The 14,627-nt window shown below is 57.2% G+C and carries 14 protein-coding genes; 10 read left to right on the top strand and 4 right to left on the bottom strand.

The features are described 5' to 3' along the window. The first annotated feature begins 15 nt into the window (after positions 1-15). The 6 genes from ACYAS9_RS04775 to ACYAS9_RS04750 are packed head-to-tail and all read left to right on the top strand — an operon-like array spanning position 16 to position 7,259. A complete protein-coding gene (locus tag ACYAS9_RS04775; protein ID WP_463567164.1) occupies positions 16-996 on the top strand; it encodes a hypothetical protein in 981 nt (326 codons plus the stop codon). Positions 997-1,036: 40 nt separating this feature from the next. Continuing rightward, positions 1,037-2,236 carry a glycosyltransferase gene (locus tag ACYAS9_RS04770; protein ID WP_463567163.1) on the top strand — a complete coding sequence of 400 codons (1,200 nt, stop codon included), beginning with the start codon at positions 1,037-1,039 and terminating at the stop codon, positions 2,234-2,236. A 58-nt stretch (positions 2,237-2,294) separates the two neighbouring features. Further along, entirely contained in the window at positions 2,295-4,223 is a 1,929-nt protein-coding gene (asnB, locus tag ACYAS9_RS04765; protein WP_463567162.1) for an asparagine synthase (glutamine-hydrolyzing), read from the top strand. Continuing rightward, positions 4,216-5,442, top strand: coding sequence for a glycosyltransferase family 4 protein (locus ACYAS9_RS04760; RefSeq protein ID WP_463567161.1), 1,227 nt, complete (start codon positions 4,216-4,218; stop codon positions 5,440-5,442). The genes asnB and ACYAS9_RS04760 overlap by 8 nt, the downstream gene beginning before the upstream one ends. Continuing rightward, a complete protein-coding gene (locus tag ACYAS9_RS04755) occupies positions 5,439-6,662 on the top strand; it encodes a glycosyltransferase family 4 protein (protein WP_463567160.1) in 1,224 nt (407 codons plus the stop codon). The genes ACYAS9_RS04760 and ACYAS9_RS04755 overlap by 4 nt, the downstream gene beginning before the upstream one ends. A gap of 45 nt (positions 6,663-6,707) precedes the next feature. Further along, complete coding sequence (locus tag ACYAS9_RS04750; protein WP_463567159.1) at positions 6,708-7,259, top strand: glutathione peroxidase; 552 nt, start codon at positions 6,708-6,710, stop codon at positions 7,257-7,259. A gap of 76 nt (positions 7,260-7,335) precedes the next feature. Here the strand turns inward: ACYAS9_RS04750 and ACYAS9_RS04745 are convergent, their stop codons facing one another. From ACYAS9_RS04745 to ACYAS9_RS04735, 3 genes are all read right to left on the bottom strand, one after another. Further along, complete coding sequence (locus ACYAS9_RS04745) at positions 7,336-8,598, bottom strand: OmpP1/FadL family transporter (protein ID WP_463567158.1); 1,263 nt, start codon at positions 8,596-8,598, stop codon at positions 7,336-7,338. A gap of 152 nt (positions 8,599-8,750) precedes the next feature. Further along, positions 8,751-9,230: a hypothetical protein gene (locus tag ACYAS9_RS04740; RefSeq protein ID WP_463567157.1), complete on the bottom strand. Its 480-nt coding sequence runs from the start codon at positions 9,228-9,230 to the stop codon at positions 8,751-8,753. Positions 9,231-9,446: 216 nt separating this feature from the next. Next, a complete protein-coding gene (locus ACYAS9_RS04735) occupies positions 9,447-9,674 on the bottom strand; it encodes a hypothetical protein (protein ID WP_463567156.1) in 228 nt (75 codons plus the stop codon). A 1,073-nt stretch (positions 9,675-10,747) separates the two neighbouring features. Here ACYAS9_RS04735 and ACYAS9_RS04730 point away from each other — a divergent pair. Both ACYAS9_RS04730 and ACYAS9_RS04725 read left to right on the top strand, forming a co-directional pair. Continuing rightward, positions 10,748-12,112, top strand: coding sequence for a DNA recombination protein RmuC (locus ACYAS9_RS04730; RefSeq protein WP_463567238.1), 1,365 nt, complete (start codon positions 10,748-10,750; stop codon positions 12,110-12,112). Positions 12,113-12,300: 188 nt separating this feature from the next. Then, positions 12,301-12,423, top strand: a complete 123-nt coding sequence (locus ACYAS9_RS04725; RefSeq protein ID WP_463567155.1) for a PA1414 family protein — start codon at positions 12,301-12,303, stop codon at positions 12,421-12,423. 61 nt (positions 12,424-12,484) lie between these two features. Here ACYAS9_RS04725 and ACYAS9_RS04720 read toward each other — a convergent pair whose 3' ends face one another. Continuing rightward, entirely contained in the window at positions 12,485-12,799 is a 315-nt protein-coding gene (locus tag ACYAS9_RS04720; RefSeq protein ID WP_463567154.1) for a hypothetical protein, read from the bottom strand. A gap of 183 nt (positions 12,800-12,982) precedes the next feature. Here ACYAS9_RS04720 and ACYAS9_RS04715 point away from each other — a divergent pair, with 183 nt between their 5' ends. Together ACYAS9_RS04715 and ACYAS9_RS04710 are read left to right on the top strand one after the other, a co-directional pair. Continuing rightward, positions 12,983-13,573, top strand: a complete 591-nt coding sequence (locus ACYAS9_RS04715; protein WP_463567153.1) for a tRNA-uridine aminocarboxypropyltransferase — start codon at positions 12,983-12,985, stop codon at positions 13,571-13,573. Positions 13,574-13,672: 99 nt separating this feature from the next. Continuing rightward, positions 13,673-14,626, top strand: coding sequence for a DMT family transporter (locus ACYAS9_RS04710; RefSeq protein ID WP_463567152.1), 954 nt, complete (start codon positions 13,673-13,675; stop codon positions 14,624-14,626). The last annotated feature ends 1 nt before the right edge of the window (position 14,627 follow it).

The raw sequence follows: 14,627 nt of genomic DNA, 5'->3' as shown, positions 1-14,627 counted from the left end.
AGTAGTTGTGTACGCATGGTTTTTGAGGTTCATATGAAGAAATATAATATTGCTGTGATTCTGGTGGCGTCGGTCATGACCATGGTTGGGTTGGGATATGCATGGCAGGGCGTTGGGCATGACGAAGTTTTTGCCTGGCAGGCTCAGCCCATCATCAAGACTCAGCCCGTGTCGGAGGAGTCCCTGCATGTTGAGTACCCGACGGTTTATAACATGGCAGATAGCAAAGGACTCTTGTACTCGGCCTTCGGGGATGACGGTCGTTGGCGAATAAAGCTGGCCGTCGCCAAAGCGGATCATGACTTTGTCAAACAGGGCAATATTTTTGATGAAGCAAAGCTGCCTTTCGAGGGTGGCTATGCATTCCCTTTCGTAAAAACCTCAAGTGTTAATGGTAAACCCCTCTTCACTCTCTATTTCTCGGCGGCGGACACTGATGAACCGAGTCGCTATACAGCGATTTATCAGGCGGTCAGTAATAGCGGCTTAACGTGGTCCGCCCCTGTGAAGGTGTTGGCCGATAACGCCCTTGATCCTCTGGTCATGACGAAAGACGGCAAGGATATCATTGTCTACACCAGCGTCATCGAGGGCAGTAGTGTCATCCGCTTTGCTGATTTACAGGGTGCCAATGCAGGGCATGGTCAAACGGTGTACTCGTCTGCCAATGGGATTTATACAATGGGGACGATGGTCGTAAATAATCATCCGATCCTGATTCTGGAAACCTATAAAGACTGGATTGCACTGTGCTTCAACACGTCCGGACGTTTGGTTCAGGTTTCAAAAAGCGCACTGCTTGAACTGGATAAAGAAAAAAATACGTCGTGGAATAGCCTCAAGTACGGCATGTATTTTACTCAAGAGGGTTCGCCGCCAGAAGTTTATTACAACGGTATCAAGGGCCTCGGTGCGCAAGAGGGTGGCCAGGTCGGTGTCGGAACCTATGACCCAGAGAAACTGGCCAGCAAACTGGACACGGCACAGTGTCAGTGAACATTCTAAAAAACGACGGCTGACCTTGATGAACATACTAATGACAACCGCCGATCATCTGATGATCGACAGGCGAATTCTGCAGGAAGCCAGAACGCTTGTTGACCAGGGTCACCAAGTGACATTGCTGGCGGGTTTCGAATGTCCAGAGCGAGAATCGTATATTCATGAGGGCATCAGGGTTGAGCGTTTCATTTTCGATTGGGGGGACTCGCGCTTTAACAGGCTCGTCCAGCGTCACAAACTGGTGCCCGGCTCGAAAGCTTATAACGGGGCATGGCGTGTGTTTCGCGCCTGGGCCAACCGTGTTGCCGGCCTGAACTCGTTTGAGCATTTCATCCTGGAAAGAATGATGGAATATCAGGTTGATCTATTACACGTGCATGACTTTCCCATGCTTGCCCCTGCGGTCAAGCTGGCGGCTGTCCGCGGTGTGCCCTTGATTTATGATGCGCATGAGCTGTATTACGCTCAAGTGCAATTGCCCAAGGCCACTCAGCGTAACTATAAAAAGAAAGAGTCGCTATTGATCAAGCAGGTTGATGCGGCGATTACCGTAAATCCTTATATCGCCATGCTGATGGGGGAGCGTTATAACGTGGCGGCACCTGATGTGATCATGAACGCTGCCCCGAAGGTTCCACTCCTGTCGGGCTCACCCCTGCGGCAGCGCTTTGATATCGGAGCAGATGCCCATATCCTGCTTTATCAGGGGTGGATTTCCGATCACCGTGGCCTTGAAAGAATTGTCCAGGCAGCCGCCTGTTTTGACGACGATATATACCTTGTCATGGTGGGGTACGGCGCGTTTGAGGAAACCTTGAAACAGCAAGTTTCTGAATTGGGCCTGACGCGTCGCGTCTTCTTTTATGGCGGTGTGCCTTCTGATCAGTTGCACGCACTGACGTGTGACGCTGATCTTGGGATCATTCCCTATCATGGTGTTGACGAGAATAACTATTTTTGCAGCCCCAATAAGTTGTTCGAGTTTGCCATCGCCGAACTGCCTTTCATCAGTAATGACCTACCGTTTCTAAGCGATATCGCCAAGCGATACGGTAACGGTGTGATGGCCGACCTTGATTCGCCTGATGCCATTGCCGGCAGTGTCAACCGGCTCTTTGCCGATCCTGTGCGGCTGGCCTCTTTGAAGCGCGGTGCTGCTGTGGCGCGCGAGGAACTCAACTGGGAAGTAGAGGCACGCAAACTGCTGGCTATTTACCGGCGCTTTATAAACTGATTCCTGGATTGACTCTTTTTAAAGCGTCAGTCATCACCCGCTTGCTCTTAGGTGTTTTATGTGTGGTATCGCAGGGAGTATCAGCATCTCGGGATCATACGAGTCGATCACGGCTTCAACTCGTCGAATGATGAGCGCGATTGCTCATCGTGGCCCTGATGGTGAAGGCCTTTGGGTCGACCCTGGTCGCCCGGTAGCCTTGGGTCACCGCCGACTGGCCATCATCGACCCCGAACACGGCAAGCAGCCGATGCTCACCGAAGACGGCCGTTTCATCGTGGTGTTCAACGGTGCGATCTATAACTACCTGGAGCTGCGTCGTGAACTGATTGGCAAAGGCCATCCGATTCACAGTTATTCGGACACTGAGGTACTGCTACATGCCTACCGGCAGTGGGGCGAGTCGATGCTCGATCGCTTGCTGGGCATGTTCGCCTTTGCCATCTGGGACAGGCATGAGCAGAAGCTGTTTTGCGCCAGGGACCGAATCGGCATCAAGCCGTTCTATTACCATTTCGATGGCCAGCGCCTGCTGTTCGCTTCCGAAATCAAGGCGATCCTGGCAGATGGCTCGGTGCCGGCGCAGGCCAGTCAGGAAGGTTTGCAGGATTACCTCACCTTCCAGTTCTGCCTCGACCAGAAGACCCTGTTCAAGGGCATCGACAAACTAGAGCCCGGTCATTGCCTGACAGTCTGGTATGAGGGCAATACGCTCAGGATCCGTGACCGTCAGTACTGGGATGTGCAGTACAACATCGATGAAGAGCATGACGAGCGTTATTTCATCGACACGCTGTCGGGCCTGATTGACGATTCGATTCGTCTGCACATGCGTTCGGATGTGCCGCTGGGCGCACATCTGTCCGGCGGCCTGGACTCAAGCGCCATCGTTTGTCTGGCCTCGCGCATGCTCGGTGGCGAGCCGATGAACACGTTTACCGGCGCTTTTCATGAAGGTCCGCAGTTCGATGAGACGCGCTATGCCAGAGATGTATCGGCATTTGCCGGCACCGCCTATCACGAGATCTATATTCCGGCCGGCAACGAACTGGCCGATGTGCTGCCGCGCCTGATGCATTTCATGGATGAGCCGCTGGCAGGGCCGGGGGTGATTCCTCAGTACTACGTTTCACAGCTGGCCAGCCAGCATGTGAAGGTGGTGCTGGGCGGGCAGGGCGGAGATGAGCTGTTTATCGGCTATGCCCGTTACATGGCGACTTATCTGGAAAAGTGCCTGTCAGGCGCGATCTACCAGACGGCCAGCCAGCATCGCTATGCGGTGTCACTGGAGTCTATCGTCGCGAACCTGCCGTTGTTGGCGACGTATCAGCCGATGCTTCAGGGCTTGTGGAAAGACGGTCTGTTCGGCCCCCATGATCAGCGTTATTTCAGCCTGGTGGACCGCAGCGAGGGCATGAGCCAGCTTTTCAATCAGGAAGCATTGCGCGGTAAACGCGATTATTCGCCCTTCGAGTCGTTCCAGCGCATTTTCAACCGCGACGGTCTGCACTCGCTGGTCAACCAGATGACCTATTTCGACCTGAAGGGCTCGTTGCCGGCGCTGCTGCATGTCGAGGACCGCACCAGCATGGCGGCGTCCATCGAATCGCGGGTGCCGTTGCTCGATCACCGGATCGTCGAGTTCATGGCAACCATCCCGCCCACTATCAAGTTCGCCAATGGGCGGATGAAGCATTTGTTCAAGGAGTCGGTGCGCAGTGCTGTGCCGGCGAGCATTTTCGAGCGGCAGGACAAGATGGGGTTTCCAACGCCCTTGACTCAGTGGACCAAGGGCGTAGCCCGTGATTTCGTACGTGACACCTTGCTCAGCGAGCGTGCTCGTCAGCGTGGGCTGTATAACGTGGCGGCGGTCGAGAAAGCCCTGGGCAACGAGCATGAGTTCGGGCGGGTAGTCTGGGGGCTGTTGTGCCTTGAGTTGTGGCATCGTAATTTCATCGACTCAGACAGGCCATCAGGCCATGTCTGAGTCGCCGCGTGTGTTGATGCTTTGCAATGATCGACAGATAGATCGCCGGATTCTGCTGCAGGCCGACAGCCTGCAGGAGGCTGGCTGGCAGGTGACGATCCTAGCCATGCCGCTCGACCAGGCCAATGCCGAAGATGACCCGCGCGTCGTGCGCATCGGGGCTGGCAGGGAAGCGGCGGCCCGCCGTGAAAACCGGGTGCTCCAGGCTTACCGCCTGGTGCGCCGTTATCTGCCGATGAATGGTCGAGTGATGCGCCTGCTCAAGTCGGCGGCCTGGCGCTGGGTAGTCGATCAGGAGCGTTTCTACCTGAACCTGTTTCTGGCGCCAGGGCGTGAGCATTGCGCTGAAGTGATCGTCGCCCATGATCTGCCAATGCTGGCTGTGGCGCGCGCCCTGGCGACCGAATCTGGCGCCCGGCTGGTTTACGACAGCCATGAGCTTTACAGCGAGCAGGAATTTGCCCGCTGGCAACAGCTGACCTGGGCTGAAATCGAGCGGCGGCATATCCAGGCCTGCGACCGGGTGATCACGGTCAACCCCTCGATTGCCGCCGAACTGCAAAGGCGCTACGGGTTGCCCAAGGTGTTTGTCATCTATAACGCCGAGCGGGTCGAATCGGTGCTGCCACGCTCGCGCTACCTGCATGAGCGCTTCAGTATTCCTGTCGGCCAGCACGTTCTGCTGTTTCAGGGCGGGCTGTCGGCCGGTCGCCACCTGAGCCAGCTGGTTCAGGCCATGGGCTTGCTCAAGACGACCAATGTTCATCTGGTGTTGCTTGGCGACGGACAACTGGGCGAAGTCTTGCGCCGGCTCGTCGACCGCCTGGGATTACAGCGGCGTGTTCATCTGCACCCGGCCGTGGCGCAGGCACGTCTGCTGTCGATCACCTGCGCTGCCGATGCCGGCATCATTCCGTATCAGCCGATCTGCCTGAACAATTACTACTGCACGCCCAACAAGCTGTTCGAGTTCATTGCCGCCGGCCTGCCTGTTCTGGCCAGCGATCTGCCCGAATTACGCCGTCTGGTGCATGACCAGCAGATTGGTCTGGTCGGTGATTTGAGCAGTGCTGCGCGGCTGGCCAGTGCAATCGATGATTTCTTCGGTGATCCACAGCGCCTGCAAGCCTGGCGTGAAAAGTTGCAACAGGTGCGCCAGACCCTGAGCTGGCAATGCGAAGGCGAGAAACTCAAGCAGATATATGAGGGGCTTCAGTGAAAGTCGCTGTGGTTTATCAGTATTACCAGGGCCATGGGGCTCCGGGACATTCGCTGGTCTATGAACTGACTCAGCATCTGGCCGAATGCGGGCATGAAGTGACGGTAGTGTCCGGTGAGACGGGTTACATGCAGACCGACCAGCCCGTATTGCCCTGGTATCGACGCTTGTTGCGCCGCGAACGCGAGGGGGCGGTCGATGTCATCCGCACCTTTACCTACACTCAGTTGCACCGCAGCTATTTTGGCCGCTTGCTTGGCTTTATCTCGTTTTCGCTGACCGCTCCCATCGGCCTGCTTCGTGTTCCCAGGCCCGATGTGGTACTGGCCTCGTCGCCGCCCATATTTCCGATGCTTCCTGTGTGGCTGGTGTGCAAGCTGCGTGGCATTCCGCTGGTTTTTGAAGTGCGCGATCTATGGCCTGCGTCGGCGGTGCAGATGGGGATATTGCGTAACAAGCTGCTGATTTCGGTCATGGCGTGGATGGAGCGGCTGCTCTACTGGCAGGCCACGCGCATCGTCGCGCTGACCACCGGGATTCGCGACGATATCGTTGCCCGTGGCTGGCCGCCCGAGAAACTGCACGTGATCACCTGTGGCATCGATCAGCACATGCTGTTTCCAGACCCGCCGGCAGGGCATCGAATACGCCGCGAACTGGGCTGGGAAAACTGCCATATCGTGCTGTATCTGGGGGCGATGGGAGAAGCCAATAATCTCAATGTGCTGCTGGAGGCTGCCTGTCACAGCCAGGACAAGCGTTTACGTTACCTACTGGTCGGCGATGGCATGCGCAGGCCTTGGCTACAGGCACGTATCAAGGCTTTAGGGCTCAACAATGTATTGATCCTGCCACCAGTGCCCAAGCATCAGGCCCGCGCCTATATCAATGCCGCTGATATTTGCGTGGTGACGCTGCTGGATATTCCGCTGTTTCTGGGGGCCATTCCGACCAAGCTGCTTGATTACATGGCCTGTGCACGACCTGTACTGTGCGGGGTCGCCGGAGAGGCTGGGCAGATCGTCGAAAAGGCCGGGGCCGGGGTGATCTTTGCGCCTAATGATGCGTTGCGGCTGGCCGAACTGGTCGAGCAACTGCGCCACGACAAGGACGATTGTTTACGCATGGGGCAGCGAGCCCAGGCGTATGTGCGCGAACATTTCGATGCCTTGGACAATCGTCGCGCCATGGAGGCGTTGTTGATGAGTGTGGTCCGGTAATGGAGTAATGTGTCGGGCATCACGCAAATAAACAGGGATGCCCGCATGACCCTTCGCTGGATTACGCTGCCGGCTTTACTGCTGGCCATGAGCGGCGCAGTACATGCTGCCGACTGCCCGGCCCTGTTGCAGGGCGAGTTGCCCAAGCTGCGGGCCAAAGAGACGATCAACCTGTGCCAGCGTTATGCCGGCAAGCCGCTGGTAGTGGTCAACACCGCCAGCTTCTGTGGCTTCACTTCGCAGTTCAAGGGGTTGGAGGCGCTGAATCAAAAGTACAAGGCGCAAGGCCTGGAAGTACTGGGCGTGCCGTCCAACGACTTCAAGCAAGAGTCCGGGGACGGTGAAGAAACCGCCAAAGTCTGCTACGTCAACTACGGGGTCACCTTCACCATGACCGAGCCACAGCCGGTGCGAGGTGATGATGCAATCGCGTTATTCAAAGGGCTGGCCGAGCAAAGCGGGGCGCCGCGCTGGAACTTCTACAAGTATGTGATCGATCGTCAGGGCAAGGTGATTGCCTCTTTTGCCAGCACGACCAAACCGGATGATCCCGAACTGCTCGCCGCTGTTGAGAAGGCTATCGCGTCCAAACCTTGAGCGCAGCTATCCCGGCATCATGAAAAAGCCCGCGATCATTGCTGATCGCGGGCTTTCTTGCATCTGGCCTGTAAAGTCAGAACTTGTAGGTCAGAGAAGTACCGAGGGTGTGGGCGCTGTTGCGATAGTCAGCGTTATAGGTGCCTTTGGTGGCACTGCTGTCACGCAGCTTGGCTTCGTCTTCACGCAGGTACAGGTAGGCGACGTCGATAGTGATGTCGTCGGTCGGGCTCCAGCCGGCACCGAAGCTGACGATCTTGCGATCACCGGTCGGGATGCGTGGTGAGCGGTGCGAGTTACTGACCGGCGAATCGTCCATGGCCAGACCGGCGCGCAGGGTCCACTCACGGTTGACCTTATAGGCTGCACCGATGGCGTGGTACCAGGTGTCTTTCCATTCCTGTGGTTCGGAAATGAGGCCAATGGTCGGCGTCAGTGGTGCTGGCGTCTTGTTGACCACATCGATCGATTGCAGGCGGCTCCAGCGTGTCCAGGTGCTGCCCGCGTAAAGGGTCCACTGGTCATCCAGTTGATGGGTAACGGAGAAGTCCACCGATTCCGGGGTTGTCAGGTCCAGTGAGGCGTCGTACTTCTGGCCGCTGAAAGGCCCGAAACCCAGGCCTTCGACCTTGGTCTTGCCCTTGAGCGTGTACTTGACCTTGGAATGATAGGTCAGGCCCAGACGGGTAGCATCGGTGGCCTGGACCAGCAGGCCGGCATTGAAGCCGACGGCGGTGTCGTCGCCGGTGATGGTGACCTTGCCGTCGTTACGACCGGGAGTGGCAGCCAGTGGCGTTCTGGAGCTCAGTTCGCCTTCGATGCGGTTAAGGGTCGGGCCGAAGCCGATCGACACCTTGTCGTTGAAGGCATAGCTGATGGTCGGCTGGACAGTGACCACCTTGACTTCGCTCTTGTCCGACCAGTAGCGGCCGGCGAAGCCGCTTTCGTAGTCGGTCAACAGGCCGTAAGGCGCGTAGACGCCCAGGCCGAAGGTCCATTGCTCATTGAGTGGTTTGACGTAGTAGCCCATGGGCACGGCAACCACCGGAACCATATCGCCGTCGTTGCTGCCACCAAAGGTGCCACGGCCGTTGTCGATGTCTGTTTTGGCGAAGATGGCCGCCGCGCCGAGGCTGATCTGTTCGCGCTTGATGCGCGACATGCCGGCAGGGTTACCGTTCACGGTGCTGGCATCTTCGGCAGCCGAGGAGCGGCCGGCAAAGCTGGTGCCCATGCCGCTGATGCTTTGTTCGTTCAGAGCAAAGCCGGAAGCGAGAAGGTGTGAAGACGCGATACAGGCAGCAAATCCGAGTGTGGTCTTGAGCATTGGTTTTTTCATTATTAGTACTCCGTGAGAATCACCGCGTCGAAAGTATCAACATTTTTTACAGTGCGCCATAGGCTGAGGAGTGCGAAATAGAGCCTTTTCTTGTAGGACAATCCGACATCTGTGCCTCGAACGTCTGCGAACATGCGAAACGGGAAGAATGTTCACGCAGGTGTAAAGAGAGGCGCGACATTGATTTGCCATGCTGTTACGAAATCTCTCAGGCAGCCTTGGGGCTGAAATATCTGGCGCCATATTCGGGCCATGGCCAAAGGGTCGTCTTCAGCGGGCAGAATAGTGATCTTCGCCTGGATCATCAGCCAGGCAATGGCTGTGGCATAGCGCAGGTTGACGGTCAGTTCCAGATGGGGGCCTGTGAGAAATGCATGCTGGCTGGCAAGGCCACGGACCCGGCTGGCCAGATCAGGGTCCAGGGCGAGGTAGTTGTCCCAGAGCTGTTGGTGGCGTTGTTCGGAAATATGATAGAGACCATGCCCGCGGCGGCTGTCCAGCGCGGCGCCGAGTGCTGACTGGCTGGCGGCAATACCCAGCAACAGTGCCTCGGCGCTGGAGGAGCGGTAGCCCAGGTAGGCCAGGGTCGGTCGGATGACGTGACGGTGCAGATCCAAGGCGGCAATACCCATGAGACAGTCCACTCACTTCAGAAAAGTGGCCGGCGGACCCTGGCGCATGGCAGCAATAAGTCGAAGCAGGTCCGTCGGAAGCAGCAAGCCGCTTGAGTTCAAGTGTAGTGTCATATCTGTGATGTAAAGGTCTGTTTTTACATCATTTGCCGTTATGCAATCGCTTGCCTAGATCGGTTAGTGATTAGCCAGCACGATCCAGGTGGTGCGCCCGGCTCAGGCAGCCAGGGCCTGGCGGGTGCGTTCGATGATTGCCTGCAATGGCGCGGCGCTCTCGTATTGCTCCGGGTACAGGCGTTCGCTGTGACGGGCAATACCGTGTTCGTTGACCAGCGTAAAGCTGAAGCTGCCCTTGCGCGAGGCAAGAATGAGGCAGTGCATTGGTGCGAAGGCGTGGGTCAGGGCGTTGATGGCTTTCTGGGTATGAGTATTTTGAATGGTCATGAGTGTAATGTTTCCTGAAACGGCATTCTTTGACGCCGTATATCCATAAGGATTCCAGTAAACGCGGGCCTACAGAGAAATTGTGGGCTGTGGCCGGGCGCAGAACCTGACTGGAATAAAAGCAGTCGGTTGAAGCGCGTCATATTATGAAAAGTGCGCTTGGGCTGACTGGTAGGTACTTGAGAGGACAGGCATCACGACAGGAGCTAAGGTTCCGTGCTCCGGGTGAAGATCCTGATCAATTGCAGGTGGGTTGGTGGGGCATGGGCCTTGATCGTACAGCGCATCTTCGGCTGCTGTAGCAAGGGGCATGTCCGGGGAACCGGCGAAGGTGTCGCTCTAGTTGGTAACAGTGCCTGTTAGAGGCTGCTGAAGAGAGCTAACGTGATCGACCTGAGAGAATTGATATTCAGCTTGGTACTAACGGCGAGAATGCTAACGCACTTAAAGCACTAATGGAAGCCTGTATCGAATTTATTTTTCATGGTCTGTCAAGGTGATTTTATGCACATCCAGAGGCGCAATTTCGGTCAGGACTGTAAAGACTTCTTGACAATGGTGTTGCGCATGAACAGTGGTTGTGCACATTGGTGATGCAAGATGACCTATCACTGTCACGTAGGCACCTAAGCGTTTGATTTACTGTAGTGAATTAATAAGTCAATGAAAAACATCGCTTTTTTGAACTGGTGAAAAAATCGACAGTTTGAGCCAAAGCCCCATACGGCGTGCCTTTGCGGGGGGTAAGGCAGGGTTGTCCACTGAGTTATCCACAGCTTCTGTGGATTGTCCCAGGGCATGTCCGGGTGTATCAGGGGGTTTACCTATCACAAAAAGGGCGTAGAGTGTTCGGCCCTCCTCGATTTACCCCTGCCTTTTGGCGATCACTACGCTGCCTCTCTTTCTGTTGGTCGTTGTGCGCATAATGCTGCCGACCAGAATATCCCTATGGAGTCGATATGGCGTTTGACCTCACCAGTCTGTTGCTGGGGCTTGGCCTGGCCGGGCTGCCTTTGCTGGCGCTGGCCTGGCAGTTGCAGCGTCGGCTGGCTGCTCGCGAGGCTGCCAGCGCATTGCTCGACGAGCGTCTGAGCATGTCGCAACTGGCGCAGGACGGGCTCAATGCTCAGCTGGATGCCAGCCGCGATGAGATCAGTGATCTGAGCGAAGCCAATGCCGCGCGTCAGGCTGACCTGGCAGCGCTGCGTCGTGAAGTCGAGCTGCTGCGTGAGGAGTGCGACGAGCGCCGCGATGCTGTTCAAGGCTGGAATCAGGAGCGATCGGTCAAGGAGGCCGAGCTACGGCAACTGGAGGCCAGTCGCGCGGCGTTGCAGGCAGAGCTGCGTGAGCAGCAGGACAGCCATCAGCAGCGTCTCAGCGATCTGCAAGGTTCGCGTGATGAGCTGCGGGCACAGTTCGCTGAGTTGGCCGGGAAAATTTTCGATGAACGCGAGCAGCGTTTCGCCGAAACCAGCCAGCAGCAGCTGGGTCAGTTGCTCAACCCGCTCAAGGAGCGCATTCAGTCGTTTGAGAAGCGGGTCGAGGAAAGCTATCAGAATGAAGCGCGTGAGCGTTTTTCGCTGAGCAAGGAACTTGAGCGTCTGCAGCAGTTGAACCTGCGCCTGAGCGATGAAGCAACCAACCTGACCCAGGCGCTCAAGGGGCAAAAGACCCAGGGCAACTGGGGCGAGCTGATACTGGAGCGGGTGCTGGAACACGCAGGGCTGACGAAGGGCCGCGAATACCAGACTCAGGTCAACCTCAAGAGTGCCGACGGCGAGCGTTTCCAGCCTGATGTATTGATCATGCTGCCAGGCGACAAGCAGGTGGTGGTCGACGCCAAGGTCAGCCTGACGGCCTGGCAGCAATATGTCAGCGCTGCCGATGAAGTTATTGGTCAGGCGGCCCTCAAACAGCATGTCCTGTCGCTGCGCAACCATGTCAAAGGCTTGTCCGGCAAGGACTACAAGCGTCTGGAGGGGCTGCACAGCCTGGATTTCGTCTTGCTGTTCGTGCCGATCGAGGCCGCTTTTGCGGCGGCCTTGCAAGTTGAGCCGAATCTGTTTCAGGAGGCCTTCGACCGGCAGATCGTGATCGTCAGCCCGACCACGCTGCTGGCCACCCTGCGGGTTATCGACAGTCTGTGGAAGCAGGAACGCCAGAGCCAGAACGCCCGGGAAATCGCTGAGCGGGCCGGCTGGCTGTATGACAAGTTTGTGCTGTTCATCCAGGATCTGGACGAAGTCGGTAATCGCTTGCAGCAACTGGATAAGGCCTACGGTGCTGCGCGCAACAAACTGACTGAAGGGCGCGGCAATCTGGTCAGTCGTAGCGAGCAGTTGCGCCTCTTGGGGGCGCGCGCCAGCAAGAGTTTGCCAGCGGACCTGCTGGAGCGGGCGATGACCGATGAAGAAGGGCTGATGCACCTGCCGGAATGATCGTCTGCAAGTGCTCGCCGTTCATCGCCAAGCCAGGAAGTCCGGCGTGTTTAGTGTCAAATTGCCCTTATGAAATATGATGTTTCCGGTTTACAGTCGGCGAAATATTGAATTGGCTCTAGAATCATCTCAGGCAGCCGATAGTTAAACAGTCACAGGTTGCCGGTTTTTCCCTGAAGGGGGCATGTATGAACAGTAAAGTGCAGGAATGGCTTCATGATCTGGGGGTTGCCCTTGGCCTGATCGAACGGCCGAAATTGCAGCCTGTACCGGTGCGCAACGACGACGAGCGACGCCGTCCCCGTCGGTGAGCCTTGCTTGACCGGTCGCCTGTGCAGGTCGGGAAGAGGGCGCGTCTTAGTGTTGCGTTCTTCACGATCTGCGTTTTTCGCAAGGCGTGCCTTTACCGACTGGCTGCCCGGCCGGGTCGGCTTCTTGCTGCATCATTACGATCAGATCGACCAGCATGGGCAGTGATACATGCTCCGGCCGTCGGTTGGCGCGTTCTCTGATAAAGCTCGGGAAGCGACAGGCGAACATGACTTCGAGCCGTTTGAACAGCTCGTGGACATCATCGTCATCCAGCACCAACTCTTCGAAAGTCGAGTCTTCGTGGATCTGCGACTTGTCGACCAGAATGATGCCCAGTGCATCGAATACTCGTTGTTTTATTCCCTCGCGATCCATCTGGACCCCCGGGCGTATCGTGCTCTGACGAAGTCTTTGCAAAGCCGCTTCGGTGCTTGCAGGTTAGTTCAGCCGCACCTTGAATGAACTTTACTCCGACCGACGCATCGCTGCATCAGCCACTGCACAGAGGTTGGGATAGACTGTGCGGCCGTATCCGTTTGCCCGTGTCGAGGTGTGTTGATGTCCCGCGTCTGTTGCGAGCGCTGCCTGCGCCCGGTCAGCCATTGCCTGTGTGCCTTGATTCCGAGCCTCGACAGTCGTACCCGGGTGCTGGTGCTACAACATCCCAGTGAGGTCAGTCATGCCCTGAATACGGCGCGTCTGGCGGCGCTGGGCCTGCGCAACGCCCAGTTGCGGGTGGGCGAGGTATTCGACGATCTGCCAAGCTTGCTCAATCTTCCCGGTTATCAGGCGCGTCTGCTGTTTCCGGGGGAAAACGCCGAGGTGGTAACGCCGATACCGGCTGATGCGCTGCCAACCTTGCTGGTAGTACCGGATGGTACGTGGCGCAAGGCGCGTAAACTCCTGCACCTCAATCCTTTGTTGGCGGCCTTGCCCAGAGTCACGTTGGGTGATGTCCCGGCGTCGCGCTACCGGCTGCGCAAGGCGCCGGCCCCTGAGGCGCTGTCGACTCTGGAGTCGATTGTGCAGGCGCTGAATGTGCTTGAGGGCGCAGATGACTTCGATGCCCTGCTGCGGCCCTTCGACGCCTTGATCGACCGGCAGATCGAGGCCATGGGCGAGGAGACCTTTCGCCGCAACCATTCCTGAAGAAAACACTTGGGGGGCTTATCTGCACACAGCTGTAACTGTGTGATCGATGCCGTCGCGCCTAGAATGGTCTGTCTCTTCAAACACTTGGATTCCCCGATGCATATTTCTTCCGGCCGCTGGCTGTTGGGTTTGAGCCTGGCGCTGCTGACTGCATTGCTGTGGGGAATCCTGCCGGTCAAGCTCAAGCAGGTTTTGCAGGTCATGGACCCGGTCACAGTGACCTGGTATCGCTTGCTGGTGTCCGGCGCACTGCTGTTTATCTGGCTTAAAACCATGGGCAAGTTGCCGAGCTTCAAGCCATTGGGGACCCGGGGCAAAGGGCTGGTGGTCATGGCAGTGCTGGGGCTGGTGGGCAACTATGTGTTGTACCTGATCGGTCTGCGGGTACTCAGTCCCGGAACGACGCAATTGCTGATTCAGACCGGGCCGATCATGTTGTTGATCGGCAGCATTTTTGTCTTCAAAGAGCGCTTCAGCCTGGGGCAAGGCATTGGCCTGGCGGTGATGCTGCTGGGCTTTGGACTGTTTTTCAACGAACGACTGGTGGAGTTGTTCACCTCGTTTGGTGAATACACCACAGGCGTGCTGCTCGTGCTCCTGGCTTCGCTGGTGTGGACCTTCTATGGCTTGAGTCAGAAGCAATTGCTGACGGTGTGGGATTCGCGTCAGGTGATGATGGTGATTTATCTGTTCTGCGCGTTGCTGATCACGCCATGGGCACATCCGCTTGAGGCCCTGCAGTTGAGTCCGCTGCAGGGCTTTCTGTTGTTGGCCTGTTGCCTCAATACCCTGGTTGCCTATGGCGCCTTTGCCGAAGCGCTGGCGCACTGGGAGGCCTCGAAGGTCAGTGCAACCCTGGCCCTGACGCCGCTGGTCACTCTGGTGACGGTGGCCATCGCTGCCTGGCTGTGGCCGGCTGATGTGCAGGCCGAGCAGCTCAACCTGCTCGGTTATGGCGGTGCGGTGCTGGTGGTTGCAGGTTCTGCGCTGACGGCGTTGGGGCCGTCGCTGGTTGCCGCCTGGCGAGCGCGGCATCAGCGTGTGGGGTGAG

The organism is Pseudomonas sp. HP_08, from assembly GCF_055284095.1.
Note: the sequence above shows the minus strand (reverse complement) of the source record. Positions and strands in the feature narration are given on the sequence as shown.

Bases quoted from the DNA above. Each gene is read 5' to 3' on its own strand.
- ACYAS9_RS04720 (WP_463567154.1), bottom strand. From the start codon at position 12,799: ATGGATCGCGAGGGAATAAAACAACGAGTATTCGATGCACTGGGCATC.
- ACYAS9_RS04735 (WP_463567156.1), bottom strand. From the start codon at position 9,674: ATGACCATTCAAAATACTCATACCCAGAAAGCCATCAACGCCCTGACC.
- ACYAS9_RS04750 (WP_463567159.1), top strand. From the start codon at position 6,708: ATGACCCTTCGCTGGATTACGCTGCCGGCTTTACTGCTGGCCATGAGC.
- ACYAS9_RS04770 (WP_463567163.1), top strand. From the start codon at position 1,037: ATGACAACCGCCGATCATCTGATGATCGACAGGCGAATTCTGCAGGAA.
- ACYAS9_RS04715 (WP_463567153.1), top strand. From the start codon at position 12,983: ATGTCCCGCGTCTGTTGCGAGCGCTGCCTGCGCCCGGTCAGCCATTGC.
- ACYAS9_RS04760 (WP_463567161.1), top strand. From the start codon at position 4,216: ATGTCTGAGTCGCCGCGTGTGTTGATGCTTTGCAATGATCGACAGATA.
- ACYAS9_RS04710 (WP_463567152.1), top strand. From the start codon at position 13,673: ATGCATATTTCTTCCGGCCGCTGGCTGTTGGGTTTGAGCCTGGCGCTG.
- ACYAS9_RS04775 (WP_463567164.1), top strand. From the start codon at position 16: ATGGTTTTTGAGGTTCATATGAAGAAATATAATATTGCTGTGATTCTG.
- asnB (WP_463567162.1), top strand. From the start codon at position 2,295: ATGTGTGGTATCGCAGGGAGTATCAGCATCTCGGGATCATACGAGTCG.
- ACYAS9_RS04740 (WP_463567157.1), bottom strand. From the start codon at position 9,230: ATGGGTATTGCCGCCTTGGATCTGCACCGTCACGTCATCCGACCGACC.
- ACYAS9_RS04745 (WP_463567158.1), bottom strand. From the start codon at position 8,598: ATGAAAAAACCAATGCTCAAGACCACACTCGGATTTGCTGCCTGTATC.
- ACYAS9_RS04725 (WP_463567155.1), top strand. From the start codon at position 12,301: ATGAACAGTAAAGTGCAGGAATGGCTTCATGATCTGGGGGTTGCCCTT.